Origin of the sequence: Flectobacillus sp. BAB-3569 (assembly GCF_002270355.1) — a bacterium.
Taxonomy (GTDB): domain Bacteria; phylum Bacteroidota; class Bacteroidia; order Cytophagales; family Spirosomataceae; genus Flectobacillus; species Flectobacillus roseus.
The window spans coordinates 123030-138767 of record NZ_NJFZ01000007.1; the positions used below are offsets into that span (position 1 = coordinate 123030).

A 15738-nucleotide genomic window follows, 5' to 3' on the forward strand; every position below is an offset into this window, starting at 1 on the left:
TTCCGATGAAAAAGACCATTTCTATCAATATAGCAGGTATTATTTTCCACATAGAGGAAGATGGATACGAAAAATTGGGGCTTTATCTCAAGGCTATCCAATCGCACTTTGCTTCTTATGAAGGTTCAAAAGAAATTACCGAAGACATTGAATCTCGTATTGCAGAAAAATTTTGGGACAAACAAAAACGTGATGCCAAACAGGCTATTACCCTAGAAGATGTAGACTCACTTATTGCTTCAATGGGAACAGTTTCTGATTTTGAAGCAATTCAAGAAGAAGAAGATTTAGTGACAGAAGAAAAAGCACAACAAACTGCCCAATCGACACAATCTGAACAAAAATCTACTACTTCTGAACAATATGAGTATCCAAGATTTGAGACTGCGAAAAAGCTTTATCGCGATACACAACGTAAGCTTTTGGGTGGTGTTTGTGCAGGCTTTGCACACTATTTAGGCATTGACGCCCTTTGGGTACGTCTGATTTTCTTAGTCACTTTCTTAGGATTAAGTCCATTGACAGAATCTCCACTAAGCGGTGTTATCTTTGTTTTGTATATCGCCTCATGGATTGCCTTTCCTGCCAATGCTTTCTTGGAAGAAGACGACACTGTAAAGAAATTTTATCGTAATCCTGACGATAAAGTCTTGGGTGGTGTGGTAAGCGGATTAGCCTCTTACACAGGTTTTGACTTAGGAATGCTACGTTTTGTATTTGTCTTAATGATTTTTGCCTTTGGTTCGGGTATTGTTATTTATTTGATTTTATGGGCAATAGCTCCTGAAGCCAAAACCATTACCGATAAAATGCAGATGACTGGTGAACCCATCACTTTGGAGAATATCGAGAGTAATATCAAGCGTACTTTAAATACTGAAAACAAGCCCGAAGATACTCTTACGAAGGTATTACTATTGCCTTTCAGAATGATGTCGCAGGTATTCAAAGCACTTGGTCCGATAGCCAACTTTGCCATTATCTCATTTAGATTCTTTGCTGGTGGTATGATGATTTTCACATCTATAGTAACCATCGTAGCGTTATTTTTCTCTTTATTCGTTGGTTTTACGGCGCTCGAAACGGCAAATGTATATATTGGCGACAACCTACCCTTAGGTTTTTTGGCTCGTGACGCTTCTCCTTTTATGTTTATAGCAGGTTTTTTAGCTGCCATTGCTCCTGCTATTGCAGTTGGTATTGCAGGGATTTCCTTAATTATTCGTCGTAATATCTTTACCTCGATAGTTTGGCAAAGTCTGTTAGGGATTTTTATTGTGGGCTTATTTGGTGCCATGTATACAGGAATCAGCTATGCTAAAAACTTTTCAAGAAGTGCAAATATTCAACAATCGTCTAATCTTGATTTTGGCAAAAAAACGCCTCTATTCACAATCAAGCACATTTCTGATCACGTAGAGTTTGTTCCATCACTCGAAATTATAGGCTATGAGGGAGACGCCTACAAACTTGAAAAGGAGTATTATGCAAAGGGTATTGATAAAAAAGATGCAGAAAGAAATGCTTCAGAAATTCTTTATACCTACTCGAAGATAGATTCTGTATTGTCCTTCGACGAAGAATATGAGTTTACCGAAAATGCTCGTTTCCGTGCTCAGCGTGTTCGTTTGAGACTATATGTTCCATACGAAAAACCATTTAGCATGACCAGAGAATTTGCTTCCTTCATCGAGAATAGAATTTCTGGGGGATACTTCGATGGTGAAAAAGATTTATTCAAAGGCTCTTTGTGGCAGTTTACTCGTGAAGGCGAACTTGTATGTTTAAACCGTTTCCCTGTAGAAAACAATTATGATAACGATAGCAACTCTTCTGATGATGAGACTGATTTCGCACCTAATGACTTTGTACAAAAATTCCCGCTCAAAGACTTCGACAAAGTCCAATCAGCTATAGAAACTCCTTCTGAAGTATATATTCATTTTGGAGAAAATTATAAAGTAGAAGTTGGCGGAGACCAAAAAGATGTGGAAAACATCGTTGCAGAGGTAAAAGAAAGAAAATTAAGCATTTCGCAAAAGAATCCAAGTAAACAAGCGGGCTTCTTGACGGTACATATTACATTACCCAACCTTTCTTATTTGAATCTTGATAAAGGCTTTGGCAATGTTAGAATAAAAGATATTCAGGCTGATAACTTCCAATTAGATACCAAAGGACAATATAAAATTCGTGCTACGGGTCATCTGGGTAATCTTACTGCCGAGCTTGCTGGATTAACTAACTTGGAAGCTTTTGAACTAAATATCGAAAATGCTAAAATCAATGCTACTGAAAATGCACATGTGGAAGTTGATGTAAATCAAAACCTCGAGGCTAAGGCTTCTGGCGTTGCGCAAATTCGTTACAAGGGAAGTCCGAACCTTCAAAAAACGATAAAAGATAGTGGTGTAATCAAACCCGAGAGAGATTAGATCAACCTACAGAGGCATAATGTCAAACACGTTATGCCTCTATTTTTGAAATACTTTTGATTTTTTCAAAACTCATGCAACCTTACTTTCAGTCTTTGCATCTTATCGACAAATCTTAATCAATCAACGTTATGAAACTTCAAACCTACTTTCGCCAAGCTCTTATGGCTGGTGCTTTATTCTTAGGAACAAACTTGGCTCAAGCTCAAAGCCAAAAAGATTTTAACTATACAGGATTCAACGAAATCGAAATGTCTAGCGCATTTGTGGTAGATGTAACGCATGGCAATACCTTCAAAATTCATGTAGAGGCTGAAAGAAGTGAAGATATAGAAGATTTGGAAGTAAAAGTATCAGGCAAACGCCTGATTGCTCGTTACAAAGACAAAGGTAGCTGGGGATGGAACAAAAACCGTAAACGTGTACATTTCAGCATCGTTGTACCAGACATCAAAGCATTAGATTTCTCAGGCGCAACAAAATCAAAAATTTCTGGTTTCAATGACTTAGAATATTTGAAAGTACAATTCTCGGGTGCATCTAGTTCGGAAATCAATGTAAATGTTGACAAACTTCTATTTGATATCTCTGGTGCATCAAACGTAACACTTAAAGGAAATGGAAGTATCATGAAATTAGATGCTTCAGGAGCTAGTAAATTCAATGCGCTTGAGTTTGTGGCAAAAGATGCTGATTTAGATGTTTCGGGTGCTACAAGCGTACGCGTAAATGCTTCAAAAACATTGAACGTAGAAGCTAGTGGTGCATCTTCTGTACGTTACAGAGGTACTCCTTCAGTGCGTAGCGATGCATCTGGTGCCTCTTCAGTAAGAAGCGAATAAGCTGTTAAACCTCTTTAAATATTTTTTGATAAGTGCTTTCAAACAAGAAGTCCCATTTGGAATAAAATCCAGATGGGACTTCTTGTTTGAAATAGGATATTGTGGAAAAATATTTTCAAATTATCAAACTTGGTTGGGAGATGTAAAGTATTACGTCTCTACGAGGGGTGAAATCATATGCCCTATGCAAATTCCTCCATTTTCAAATTATCAAACTTGGTTTGGAGACGTAAAATATTACGTATCTACGAGGGGTGAAATCATATGCCCTATACAAATTCCACCATTTTCAAATTTTCAAATCACCACATTTTCAAATTATCAAACTTGGTTTGGAGACGTAAAGTATTACGTCTCTACGAGGGATGAAATCATATACCCTATGCAAATTCCTCCATTTTCAAATTATCAAATCACCATATTTTCAAATTATCAAACTTGGTTTGGAGACGTAAAGTATTACGTCTCTACGAGGGGTGAAATTATTTTCCCTACGCATATTCCATCATTTTCAAATTTTCAAATCTTCAAATTACCAAATTATCTCTTCGGTTCATTCAATTCAATCACATAACCATCTGGGTCAGTTACGTAGATTTGATAAGCGCCATCAAAACGCTGTTGACGGTGGTAAGGAACTTCTTTCGATTTCAAAAATGCCTCAATACCATCAGCAGAATTGCTTGGAATGGTGAGCGAAAAGTGAGCGCCATTTTTATCATTATTACTTACAGGGTCTTTTCGACCGAGCAATAGGTGTAACTCCTGCCCTGGCGCTATCTGAAACCATCTACGTATAGAAATTAAGTTGTCTGGAACTGTCACGGGCGACAAACCGATAATTTCTCGATAAAAAGCTGCACTAACTTTCAGGTCTTTTACGGCTAGTCCAACATGGTTATACGACAAAATAGTTATTCCCTTGGGTGTATCTTGTGCCACCGCAGCAACTTGACTCATTCCTACAAATGCTAAGGCTAGCACAGGCAAATGTGATAATTTCATAGTTATTGGGATATTTAGTTGATTATCAAAAAATTAAATAAAGGTAAAGTGAATATTTAGCACAGTGTCAAAGTTATTTTCAACTTTTTATTATAAATGACTCCATTTTATTTGAAAATCTTGCCCTGAACTTTATATTTTTATACTAGTAAACTTTACGTCCTCATAATCGTGGACAAATAGCCCATAAGATTGCTATATGTCCAGAATGAATTTACTATTTGTATGCCTAATGCTTAACGCTCGTAGCCTAAAGCAATCTTCTAGTAAAAACATAGAGCGATTTTCGCTAATATGGTTTGCGTGAAACTTGATAATGTGTATTGTGACTAGACCATTTTTTAGACTGATTTTTAATGAAATACATAACATATTTAATCTTACTGAGTATTTCGGTAAATTCTTTTGCCCAAAACTCCGTAAAGCAATTATCCTTACAACTTACCCAATCAGCTCCTAACGATTCCTTAAAAGTAGTCGCTATTTTTGAGTGGGTTACTGGCTCCATACATTATGACCTAGAAACTTTTCAGCAAAGGCTTCCTACGCTTGATTTAGGGAACTCTCAATCAAGTTCGGTAGTGCTTTCTAGCCGAAAAGCTATTTGTGGTGGCTATTCAAATCTGTTTTATGACTTGTGTAAATATGCAGGTGTGAAGGCGCAAGTCATCGAGGGCTTGGGTAAAATTCGCAATTCATCAAACCCAGCAGATTCTACATTTAGAATCGAAAGCCACGCTTGGAATGCCGTCAAACTCAATGAAAAATGGTATTTATTGGATCTTACGTGGAGTTCGGGAGCCATGATTAATAACTCCTACCAACAACGTCGCAATTGGGAGTTTTTTATGACTCCTCCTGCCGTATTTTTGTTGACCCATTTTCCAAGTGACCCGATGTGGCAACTTCAGAAAAGAGTCATTTCCTATCAAGAATTTATTAAAGGAAGTCCTTTTTTGAAAACCAAAAGACTGGATTATGATAAGCTTCTGGAAAAATATGAGCAATTGGATTCCACAACGCAAGTATTAGATACACAAGAAAGAATCATTGCTTTTGACCCCAAGAACGATAATGCTTACAATATGCTAGGATATTTTTATGCCACTCGTTCTACCAAAACTTTGGAGGAATATACCGCAGTTTCGAGGGCAGTACGAGAACAGAAAAATCCCAAAGAGCAACAGCAATTAGCGTTACAGTACAAAAACAAAATGTTTGAGCTACTCAATAAGGCCGAATTGGAACTAAACAAGTCCTTGGATTATTATAATCATATAGGTCCTTCAGCTCAGATAAAAGGTGTTGTAGATAATAAAAATGCTATTTACAATAACTTAGAGGCGATTCGCAAGGACAAAGAAATGATGAACCGATATTTCGCAATTCTTGGACGAAACAAACGATGAACAACTACGATGTTATTATTATTGGCGCAGGCCCAATTGGTTTAGCTTGTGGACTAGAAGCCCAAAATGCTGGACTCAGTTACTTGATTTTGGAAAAAGGATGCTTGGTAAACTCGCTCTATAATTACCCAGCCAATATGACTTTTTTTAGTACTTCAGAAAGGCTCGAAATTGGCGATATTCCTTTTGTATCAAACAATGCAAAACCAACTCGCTCGGAAGCGTTAGAGTATTATCGTCGTGTAGCGGTACACCGTAAACTAGCCATCAATTTGTTCGAAACAGTTGAATCTGTTACCTCACACGAAAACTTGTATCAGATTAATACTAGTAAATCTCAATACCAGTGCAAAAGCATCGTCATTGCTACAGGATTTTATGATATTCCTTATTTGATGGAAGTTGAGGGCGAAGATTTACCTAAAGTAACACACTATTACGAAGAGCCTCATTTTTATTCTATGCAAAATGTACTCGTGGTAGGTGCCAATAACTCTGCCGTTGATGCTGCCTTAGAAACATGGCGTAAGGGCGCTAATGTTACGATGGTTGTCAGAAGCGAAGGAATTGGTGAAAGGGTAAAATATTGGGCAAAACCTGATATTGAAAATCGTATCAAAGAAGGCTCTATTCAAGCATTTTTCAATTCGGAAGTCGCTGCCATCCGTCAGCATGAGGTAGATATCAAAACGCCAGAAGGTATTGTTACGATTCCAAATGACTATGTGATTGCTATGACGGGCTATCAGCCAAATCTAACATTCTTGGAGAAAATGGGAATCGAATTATCTCAAGACCATATTCGTAAGCCATTTTATAGCGAAACTACACAAGAAACTAATTTACCCAATGTCTTCTTAGCTGGGGTAATTTGTGGCGGTATGAATACCCACTCTTTGTTTATCGAAAACTCTCGCGTGCACGCCACGCATATTATGGATACTCTGAAAAAGCGTTTATTGTAGATAAACCTAACACTGGTTAAATGCTAAAAAAGGTGCTGGATTCCTATCCAGCACCTTTTTTAGCAAATGATTCCAATCCTTTATTAAAATCCAAAATCGCTACTATATCGTCCAGCACGGTCGTATAAAGACTTTACAGGGATACTCAATCGTTGTCCAATGGGTTTGCCACTTCTATAACTTTGAATTTTCAAGAAAGAAGCATTTTTAGGAATATCCAATTTACTTTGGTATTTGGGTGAAAACGCATCAGGATTTGTTCCATCAAAAGTATAATACAAATCCAATCCTTTGATTTCCGATAACATCTCGATTTTGAGATTTACACCTTCCTTCATCGTTCTAACCAAAGGGTCATACACACTTCGTGAATAGTTGATTGAAGCTTCGTCCATTCTCAAAAATTGGTTTTCCATTTTAGTAATAAAATAATCCCAATTTCGCTTTTCTTTCTTACTCCATAATACCTCCGACAAAGCCCATGCTCGTGGATACATCATATATTCAACATGGCGAGAATTAGGAATAGACTCCGTCCAAAGGTTTCCTTGTCCACCCAAAATCAAAGAAGAACTTACTCCAGCGGGTGTTGGTTCAAAACTGTAAACTCTTTTTAATCGTAACAAATCATAGGTCATCGGTTCCGCTGTGGGCTCACCTTGGTACAAATCCAGATAGGCAAAAGTATTGGGTGTCATCACTACCGCATGATTTTGTTTGGCTGCTTCTATCCCACCTTTATCACCTCGCCACGACATTACGGTAGCTTCTGGAGCTAAGCCACCTTCCAAAATTTCGTCCCAGCCTATGAGTTTCTTGCCTTTGCTCGACAAGATTTTTTCGACTCTTTTAACAAAGTAGCTTTGTAATTCAGCCGTGTTTTTTAAACCTTCCCTTTTCATTAAGGCTTGACATTCGGCACTTTTTTCCCAGTATCCTTTATAACATTCGTCGCCACCAATGTGGATGTATGGGTGTGGAAAAAGCTCCGCTACTTCTCCAAAAACTTTATCCAAAAACTCATATACCTTTTCATTGGATGGACAAAGTGAGTTTTCTACATCTCGGTAAAACTTCCATCCTGCATTTATCTGAAACTTATTGCCTCCCGCACAAGACAATTCTGGATAAGCCGTCAAAATCGCCAAGCTATGTCCAGGCACATCGATTTCTGGCAAAATCTGGATATATTTCGATTGTGCATACGCCACAATTTCCTTAATATCTTCTTGGGTATAAAATCCTCCATAAGTAGGTTTTTCTCCTTCTTGAGGCAATTCTCTTTCCCACCAATTTCCCACACGTGGTACTCGCCAAGCACCTACGCTGGTGAGTTTAGGATACGATTTTATCTCAATACGCCAGCCTTGATCGTCGGTCAAATGCCAATGAAAGGTATTGAATTTATAACGTGCCAGTTGGTCGATAAAGCTTTTAATATATTCCTTCGGGAAAAAATGGCGACTTACGTCCAACATAATGCCACGCCACGCATAACGAGGGTAATCGATGACACTACTCGCTGGGATTTTCCAAACCATTCTTTGGTACTTTTTGCCTTCAATTTGTTTAGGAAAAAGCTGAATCAAAGATTGAACGCCATAAAACAAGCCCGCAGGTGTTTGCGCTTTGATATCGATATGTTTAGGCGTAATTTCTAAAGAATATCCTTCTTCCTGTCCAACGACTTTGAAGGGTGTACGTTCCAGCTTAAAATTGATATGTTTCCCAATTTTAGGCGTCTCCAATACAGGTAGTTTTACCCCAGTCGGAATAGCCAAAGTCATGGCTAAAAACTCAGCAATCTTCCGTACTTCTGGATTTCCTTTGGGTATATGAATGCGCGTATCAGCCGTGAGGACAAACTCGCCAAGCGCTTTTTGTTGAGCTACAGGTTCTGGGATAATTTGTTGGGAAAAAACAAGAGGACTACTCCACAATACCAAGGCTAGGAACTTTACTAATTTCATTATTAACAAGAGGCTTTATAGTATGAGTGTTGAATGATGAATTGCGAATTGTGAATCAGAACTGTAAGAAGAAATTATAACTATTGCGGATTTGGGATTTCTGATTTCGGAGATAAAATAAAATACCTTTATTTTTTACAAAGTATAGAAGTTTACACTCCCGAAATCCAACATTCGATATCCGAAATAAATGTTTTTTTTATCCGTGGCGAGTGTCCCACTCGACAACTTGCGACAGCACAGCGTACTATTTTTCTATCTATATGATACTTTAGCGCTGTATAGGTAAGTGACTTTTTCCTGTCGCCTTTGGTCAGTGGGACACCGACCACAAATGTAACCCTATCCTAAATTCATCATTTTACGAATGTACTTTCCTACAATATCAAATTCCAAATTGACGATATCGCCTACTTCTAATGTATGAAAAACTGTATGTTCATACGTATAAGGAATAATCGCCACACGGAAAGTATTAGTACCTGAATTAAAAACGGTCAAACTGGTTCCATTAATACAAATAGAGCCTTTTTCTACCGTAATATTTTGTCCTTCTGGTTCGTATTCAAAATCATATAACCACGAACCATCTTGTGGAGTAATCGCTGTTACACGACCAATCTGGTCGACGTGCCCTTGCACAATATGACCATCAAAACGACCATTGGCAGGCATACAACGTTCGAGGTTTACTTTTGAGCCAACCTCCAATTTACCGAGATTGGTTTTCTTCAAAGTCTCATCAATCGCCGTTACTGAGTAAAGATTTCCCTCAATAGCAATCACCGTAAGACAAACCCCATTATGAGATAAACTTTGGTCGATTTTTAACTCATTGGTAAACGGACAAGTGAGCGTAAATGTAATATTTGTACCTTCTTTATGAATATCCACCACCTCGCCGATAGCCTCAACAATTCCTGTAAACATAGTTGTAAAAGATTAAAATGAAAATTTGCATTAGCAGGCGCAAAGTTAAGGATTTATTGGAATCGCTTTCACTTCAAAACTTTGCGTCTTTGTATTCTTTAACAACAAGCGCCAACAAATGATTGCCTCTATTGTTATCTTTGCAAACAAAGACATAACAAAAGGCGAATTTCAGAAGCAAATGAAAAATTTAAAATGGATTATCGGTTTAGTGATTTTAGTCATTGTTGGCTATACCATATTCAACGGAAGCGAATCTGCACCGAAGCAAGATAACGCTGCTTACACGCAGCAACTCCAAAATGCTCGAAAAGAAAAGGATGAATTTTTCAAAACAGGGAAAGAATCTCCTATCGAAGATAAAGCCGCTTTCAAAGGTTTATCCTATTTTGAGACAGACCCTACTTGGAAGGTTTTGGGAAAAATAGATAAAGTCAAAAGTGGTCAAAAATTCGAAATTCAAATGACGGGAGGCGAAACAGAGACGTATGAACCTTACGGAAATATCAGTTTTGAAAAAGAAGGAAAAAAGGTTTCGTTGAAAATATTTATCAATAGTGAGGGAATGTTGTTTTTACCTTTCAAAGATTTGACTTCAGGTAAAGAAACTTACGGCGCAGGAAGATATATCGACCTTGATCCAAAAAATGAAAAGGATTCACAAATTGAGATTGATTTTAACTTAGCCTATCATCCATTTTGTGCTTACAACCATACATTTACTTGTCCGCTACCACCAGCCGAAAACTTGATTCCAATGGCAGTAACAGCAGGCGAAAAACTTTAATTTGATTGGAGATTTGGGATTTTTGATTTCGGAAGTAAATGAACATGCCTTCCTTCCCAAAATCAAAAATCCCAAATTAGGAGTGTACGAAGAATTCTAAAACTGTTTATTTCGGATATCGGATGTTGGATTTCGGAAGTGTAATCTTATACATTTCCGAAAAAATAAAGGTATTTAACCGAGTTTCCGAAATCCGCAATCCCAAATCCGAAATACACTGTTAGGCTTCTACCTCCTCTTGTAACACCGTCAGTACTTCTGTATCCAACAATCTGGCGGCAAGGCTCAACGTCTTGATTAGTTCATAATGGAAATAGAATTTCATCGTATGAATTTTATCTTGATAGAACGCCAGTTCATCGCCAGTCGGCGCTTGTTGTTCTATCACATTTTGAGCTACAATGCCTTGTTTCAGCCATTGCCAAGCCACGGTGATAATACCAAACAACTCCATATACAAAGTAGCATCTGCCAAAAATACCTCATTGTTTCCTTGAGCGGCCAAGCCAAGCAAGTGCATAGTCACTTTCTGTAAACGACCTAATTCCTTTTCTAGCTTTTCGGCATACGGTAACAATACTTCATGTGTTTTGGCTTCTGCAACGGTTTTCATCACTTCAGCAAAAAGAAGTTGAGGCGCTCTGCCACCGTTAGCGGTAACACCTCTACCCAGTAAATTCAAAGAATGGATTCCCGTGGTGCCTTCATAAATCGACATAATTCTTACATCGCGTGCCATTTGCTCCAAGGGAAAATCTTCGGTATATCCATACCCTCCAAATACTTGCAAACCTTCATTTACCGCTTTGATACCATATTCGGCTGGATACGTTTTGGCAACTGTCGTCATCAAATCTAGCATCGTTTGATAAGCTTTTGCCTCCTCGCTGTCGCTACCCAAGCCATGAATCATATCTTGCCACCAATAACATTGAAACAACAAACCAATACAACCCTCGACAATCGCCTTTTGGAACGTCAGCATACGACGCACATCAGGGTGATTGATAATGAACGTCTGTGAGTCAACGAGATTCTTATTCGTTAATCTTCGACCTTGTGGACGCTCTTGGGCATACTCCAAAGCCGCATAATAGGCAGCCGAAGCGATATAAGTACCACCCATACCCACTCCCAGACGAGCTTCGTTCATCATTTGGAACATATATTGCAAACCACGATTGGCCTCTCCTACCAAATACCCTACGGAATTATCCTTATCTCCAAAAGTCAAGTGCATCGCTGGCGTAGCTTTTTGCCCCATTTTATGATAAATACCCGTCGAAACCACATCATTGTCTATCGTATAGTTGCCAGCGTCATCGGCTCTAAATTTCGGAACCACAAATAATGAAATACCCTTCGTTCCTAGCGGAGCGCCATCGATTCTTGCCAAAACCAAATGAATAATATTATCGGCAATGTCATGATCGCCCGCAGAGATAAATACCTTTTGCCCTTTGATTTTATAGGTTCCATCTGCCTGAGGCGAGGCCGTAGTGACTACATCCGACAAAGAACTTCCAGCCTGAGGCTCAGTCAAACACATTGTGCCTGTCCACTCAGCGGTAATCATACGGTCAGCAAATTTTTCTTGCAATTCTTTTGAGCCAAAAGAATAAATCAAATGTGCCGAACCAGCAGTCAAGCCCGTAAACATCACAAATGAGTTATGCGCAGCGCCACGAATAAACTCATTGGCGGCATTGACCAACAAAGGCAATTGCTGTCCACCATGCTCATAGTGGAAAGTGGCGCTAATCATGCCAGAGTCCCCCATTGCCTTCATATAATCCTTTACGGCAGGATGCACTTTTACTTGACCATTGATAAGCTCAGGTTGTTTACGGTCAGATTCCACGTAGGCAGGACGCATGATTTTATCGGCAATTTCCTCAGCCGTATCCAATACCATATCAAACATATCAGGCGTGTAATCCTGAAAATGAGGATACTGCGTAAGTTCTCCCACTTTGAGTACCTCCTTGAGCATAAAGTCGAGATTTCGACGAGAATATTGTTGTGCCATATATTAAATAGGATTTTATTTCTTTAAAAGTTATATTCTATTTTAAGTAAAAATAATACAAATATAAATATTATGCAAGCATACTATTTATGATAAAAATTATTGAGCTGTAAGAATTTGTCTGATTTTTATCATGACTCGCTCCTACAGCTCAGAAAGGTGATTTTTATCTTTTTTTGATTTGGAAATCTAAATAAGTTTGCTAAAATTTGCCATAACTAAAAGCTTAGTAGATATTTGGTTTACACATTATCATTTTTAGTCTCCTAATGATTTCTAATACCCTATCAATCTCTATAAATCATGATCAAAATCTACACCACCGCCCTCAGTTTTATCACTCTCATTTGTTTATTAGGCTCATGTAAACAAACAGAAAAATCTGATAATACAGGTGGGTCATACGCTACTCTATATGGTACCATCAATATCTCTCCTGAGTTAGAATCAATTGATAATATTCCCTTGTATCAGTTCAACTATGCGCTTCAAGATAGAGCCCCAATAGCTCGTATAGCATTAGACAAACCACAAAAGGAATATAGAATAAAACTAAAAATCGATAAGCCAGCACTTTTTCAATTGGCACATCAAGGAATTTTTGTTAGTCCTCACGATTCTGTCCATCTAAATATTTCCATCAAAAAAGACGCTCATTCTGATTTACCCAAGACAATCTTCGAAGTATTGTCTTCTCAAAACAAAGGTAATTATCTCTATTATCAACAGTTTTCTGACCCAGAAACTTCAAGTTTACTGAATATCAACATTGAAGACTATCTTCAGAATTTTAGTCAGTATAAGGCAAGATTAAAAGAGGAATATGATTTTCGCAGAAACCAGTTTAATAACTTTAGTCTTCAATATCCTGTTAGTAATGAGTTCAAATCATGGGTACTAAATGACTTAAAGTTTCAATATTTCGACGGTTTACTTAGCACACTATACTACACTAATCATACGACACTGGACGCAGATTTTTTTAAAGAAATTAAGACCACTTTTCAGCAAAATGATAGTCTTCTTCACATGGTTTCGTATGGAAGTTTTTGCCTAAACTACATTTGGCAATACAAGAATCAAATCAAAAATGGTAATGACTATTGGAATAACCTGTCGAGTTTAAATAGCCTCACACATTCTATCAATACAAATTTTAAGGGGACTACAAGAGACTATCTGTTATATACGCTGTTGAGAGATATTGCTGAAAATAAAAATCAGCGCTATGATGTTTCTATTCAACAGTTTTTTCAAAACACAAAAAATCAGATAAAAGATAGCCTCTTTATCAAGGCTGTTAACCACCTAAACTTTACAGAATCAAATCTTTCTATCCCAGAAGATGTGCAAAAGCTATCACTAGAAAATAGTATTGGTGAGAAAAGTGAACTAAATGATATTTTGAAAAAACATAAAGGAAAAATCATTTTTGTTGATTTCTGGGCATCGTGGTGCAGTCCATGTATAGCCGAGTTTGGAAGCTTAAAAAAATCATAAAGTCATACAAAAAAGATATAGTCTTTATCAATTTTTCCATTGACACCGAACAATCAAAATGGCAAAAGAGCGCTCAAAAAAATCTACCCGAAGGTGTTGAATCATATAGAATTCTAGGAACAAAAGCCAATGATGACATTTTAAGTTCATTCTGGGGTTTGTCTACTATTCCTCGCTATGTCATTATTAACCAGCAAGGAAACATCGCTTATTTCAATGCTCCACGTCCTTCCGAATCCAAACTTCATGAAATTATCAAGCTATTGCCAAAGAGCAATTCGCTCCATTGATTTAGCATACTTTCATTTCTGAATATCTTTTATTTCAGATTTATTAGCGTAGAAAGTAGTACACATACTTTTTGTTTGTTGGCTAGGAAATGAAAAAATATTTTCTAAAATTTGTTATAACTAAAGATTTAGTAGATTTTTCCTCATAAATAAACCATATACTCCTATACCTCCTATGAAAACTCAATGGTCTTATTATTTGCTGCTTTGCTTAGTAATAGCATGTTCGACTAAGGACACTAAACATAATGTTTCAAATAGCACCGAATTTTTCTTCAAATCGTCTGATAAAGATTCAATCATAGCTAATATCGATTTATCAGAGCAAGAAACAAAAAAATATGCTAAACAATTTACTATTACTGCGTCAAAGTCGACAGAAATTCCTTTGGTGCATGGCTATCATATAGTAGGATTAGAGTATTACCCTTCCTATTATGGAGAAATCATTGTATCTAAAGGCGATAAAATATCGATTGAGCTCAATGATGGAATGCTTTCTTTTTTCAAAACCAACGAGGACAAAAAAGTAAAAATAAATACTATCCAACAGCAAATCATTTTTGATTCTTTAGGTTATCAAAATCTTCAAAAACAAACCCAACTTTTTTTAGAAACCAAAATTAATAATCAGACTAGGAAAAATAATGATGCCCTTAGTTTATTACAACATTATCTAAAATACTTCGATGATGTTTTTAAAAATATTGAGAAAAGCTACAAATCAGATGAATATAAACTTCTTCTCATAAAATCAGCCAAAGTACAACTTTACGAAAACTTATCGAAGGTAAACGATCAGATAGAAAGTGATACATTATCAAATTTCTTAAAATCGAAACAATTCTTAAATGAAACTAACTTGAATGATAGAGTACTATCAAAACTATTTGTTTGCTACAATCATTATAACCTATTTAAACGCCCAAGAAATAAATCACTTTCAGAAAAATACAATTCCGATTTTAATTCATTCTCTACTCCATTACAAAGTTATTTTAAGCGACTAGTAATAAGCACTATGATTAATGATAAATATGACAGGAAAACCATAGGAAAATTTATCGATGATTATGAGAAGAATTATGGTGTACATGAAGATATTGAGGCAATGAAGCAAGAAATTGAATATGGTATTAAGGATAGTAAAGATTTAAAGTTAATAGGAATTGACCATAAGCCAGAAACATGGGAAACGCTTATACGTAAATACAGAGGTAAAAAAATTTATGTAGACTTTTGGGCCAGTTGGTGTGGTCCATGCATTAGTGAATTACCTTATTCAAAGAAAATGAAAGCTCAATACCAAGATATGGTATTTATATATTTGGCGCTAAATGACAAGGAGGATGCATGGCGTAAAGCCATTGTCAAATACAATCTCTTTTCAGACAGTTATCTGATTACTAACTCAAAAAGTGCTCAATTTATTTTTGAACACAACATCAGTACAATTCCAAGATATATGATTATAAATGAAAATGGGAAAATCATTAATCCTGATGCACCTCGTCCTTCAAGTGGTCTTCTAAAAGATATGCTATAGTGACTTACTCCTATATCTAAACCTCCAAAA

12 protein-coding genes are annotated in these 15738 nt (G+C 36.9%); 8 read left to right on the forward strand and 4 right to left on the reverse strand.

The window, feature by feature from the left end:
* The first annotated feature begins 5 nt into the window (after positions 1 to 5).
* Positions 6 to 2435 (forward strand): PspC domain-containing protein, encoded by a 2430-nt coding sequence (locus tag BWI92_RS08425; protein ID WP_095161889.1) that lies wholly within the window; start codon positions 6 to 8, stop codon positions 2433 to 2435.
* Between the two features lie 131 nt (positions 2436 to 2566).
* Positions 2567 to 3277: a head GIN domain-containing protein gene (locus BWI92_RS08430; RefSeq protein WP_095161891.1), complete on the forward strand. Its 711-nt coding sequence runs from the start codon at positions 2567 to 2569 to the stop codon at positions 3275 to 3277.
* Positions 3278 to 3817: 540 nt separating this feature from the next.
* On the opposite strand, the gene BWI92_RS08440 is transcribed toward BWI92_RS08430, so the two are convergent.
* Positions 3818 to 4282 carry a VOC family protein gene (locus BWI92_RS08440; RefSeq protein ID WP_095161895.1) on the reverse strand — a complete coding sequence of 155 codons (465 nt, stop codon included), beginning with the start codon at positions 4280 to 4282 and terminating at the stop codon, positions 3818 to 3820.
* A 356-nt stretch (positions 4283 to 4638) separates the two neighbouring features.
* Here BWI92_RS08440 and BWI92_RS08445 point away from each other — a divergent pair, with 356 nt between their 5' ends.
* A complete protein-coding gene (locus BWI92_RS08445) occupies positions 4639 to 5691 on the forward strand; it encodes a transglutaminase domain-containing protein (RefSeq protein WP_095161898.1) in 1053 nt (350 codons plus the stop codon).
* Complete coding sequence (locus tag BWI92_RS08450) at positions 5688 to 6656, forward strand: YpdA family putative bacillithiol disulfide reductase (protein WP_095161900.1); 969 nt, start codon at positions 5688 to 5690, stop codon at positions 6654 to 6656. The genes BWI92_RS08445 and BWI92_RS08450 overlap by 4 nt, the downstream gene beginning before the upstream one ends.
* A gap of 83 nt (positions 6657 to 6739) precedes the next feature.
* Here BWI92_RS08450 and BWI92_RS08455 read toward each other — a convergent pair whose 3' ends face one another.
* Positions 6740 to 8626 carry a beta-N-acetylhexosaminidase gene (locus BWI92_RS08455; RefSeq protein ID WP_095161902.1) on the reverse strand — a complete coding sequence of 629 codons (1887 nt, stop codon included), beginning with the start codon at positions 8624 to 8626 and terminating at the stop codon, positions 6740 to 6742.
* Between the two features lie 342 nt (positions 8627 to 8968).
* Positions 8969 to 9556, reverse strand: a complete 588-nt coding sequence (locus BWI92_RS08460) for a riboflavin synthase (RefSeq protein WP_095161904.1) — start codon at positions 9554 to 9556, stop codon at positions 8969 to 8971.
* Positions 9557 to 9737: 181 nt separating this feature from the next.
* On the opposite strand from BWI92_RS08460, the gene BWI92_RS08465 reads away from it, so the two are divergent.
* Positions 9738 to 10343 carry a DUF1684 domain-containing protein gene (locus BWI92_RS08465; protein ID WP_176464378.1) on the forward strand — a complete coding sequence of 202 codons (606 nt, stop codon included), beginning with the start codon at positions 9738 to 9740 and terminating at the stop codon, positions 10341 to 10343.
* A 220-nt stretch (positions 10344 to 10563) separates the two neighbouring features.
* On the opposite strand, the gene BWI92_RS08470 is transcribed toward BWI92_RS08465, so the two are convergent.
* Positions 10564 to 12372, reverse strand: a complete 1809-nt coding sequence (locus tag BWI92_RS08470; RefSeq protein WP_095161908.1) for an acyl-CoA dehydrogenase — start codon at positions 12370 to 12372, stop codon at positions 10564 to 10566.
* A 303-nt stretch (positions 12373 to 12675) separates the two neighbouring features.
* On the opposite strand from BWI92_RS08470, the gene BWI92_RS08475 reads away from it, so the two are divergent.
* The 3 genes from BWI92_RS08475 to BWI92_RS08485 all read left to right on the forward strand — a co-directional run bounded on the left by BWI92_RS08475 (position 12676) and on the right by BWI92_RS08485 (position 15708).
* Positions 12676 to 13872: a hypothetical protein gene (locus BWI92_RS08475; RefSeq protein ID WP_095161910.1), complete on the forward strand. Its 1197-nt coding sequence runs from the start codon at positions 12676 to 12678 to the stop codon at positions 13870 to 13872.
* A complete protein-coding gene (locus BWI92_RS08480; RefSeq protein ID WP_095161912.1) occupies positions 13836 to 14162 on the forward strand; it encodes a thioredoxin-like domain-containing protein in 327 nt (108 codons plus the stop codon). The genes BWI92_RS08475 and BWI92_RS08480 overlap by 37 nt, the downstream gene beginning before the upstream one ends.
* Positions 14163 to 14337: 175 nt before the next feature.
* A complete protein-coding gene (locus BWI92_RS08485) occupies positions 14338 to 15708 on the forward strand; it encodes a TlpA disulfide reductase family protein (protein WP_095161915.1) in 1371 nt (456 codons plus the stop codon).
* Positions 15709 to 15738 lie beyond the last annotated feature (30 nt).

Excerpts from the sequence above, each read along its gene's own strand:
- BWI92_RS08425 (WP_095161889.1), top strand. The coding sequence starts at position 6 with ATGAAAAAGACCATTTCTATCAATATAGCAGGTATTATTTTCCACATA.
- BWI92_RS08430 (WP_095161891.1), top strand. The coding sequence starts at position 2,567 with ATGAAACTTCAAACCTACTTTCGCCAAGCTCTTATGGCTGGTGCTTTA.
- BWI92_RS08440 (WP_095161895.1), bottom strand. The coding sequence starts at position 4,282 with ATGAAATTATCACATTTGCCTGTGCTAGCCTTAGCATTTGTAGGAATG.
- BWI92_RS08445 (WP_095161898.1), top strand. The coding sequence starts at position 4,639 with ATGAAATACATAACATATTTAATCTTACTGAGTATTTCGGTAAATTCT.
- BWI92_RS08450 (WP_095161900.1), top strand. The coding sequence starts at position 5,688 with ATGAACAACTACGATGTTATTATTATTGGCGCAGGCCCAATTGGTTTA.
- BWI92_RS08455 (WP_095161902.1), bottom strand. The coding sequence starts at position 8,626 with ATGAAATTAGTAAAGTTCCTAGCCTTGGTATTGTGGAGTAGTCCTCTT.
- BWI92_RS08460 (WP_095161904.1), bottom strand. The coding sequence starts at position 9,556 with ATGTTTACAGGAATTGTTGAGGCTATCGGCGAGGTGGTGGATATTCAT.
- BWI92_RS08465 (WP_176464378.1), top strand. The coding sequence starts at position 9,738 with ATGAAAAATTTAAAATGGATTATCGGTTTAGTGATTTTAGTCATTGTT.
- BWI92_RS08470 (WP_095161908.1), bottom strand. The coding sequence starts at position 12,372 with ATGGCACAACAATATTCTCGTCGAAATCTCGACTTTATGCTCAAGGAG.
- BWI92_RS08475 (WP_095161910.1), top strand. The coding sequence starts at position 12,676 with ATGATCAAAATCTACACCACCGCCCTCAGTTTTATCACTCTCATTTGT.
- BWI92_RS08480 (WP_095161912.1), top strand. The coding sequence starts at position 13,836 with ATGTATAGCCGAGTTTGGAAGCTTAAAAAAATCATAAAGTCATACAAA.
- BWI92_RS08485 (WP_095161915.1), top strand. The coding sequence starts at position 14,338 with ATGAAAACTCAATGGTCTTATTATTTGCTGCTTTGCTTAGTAATAGCA.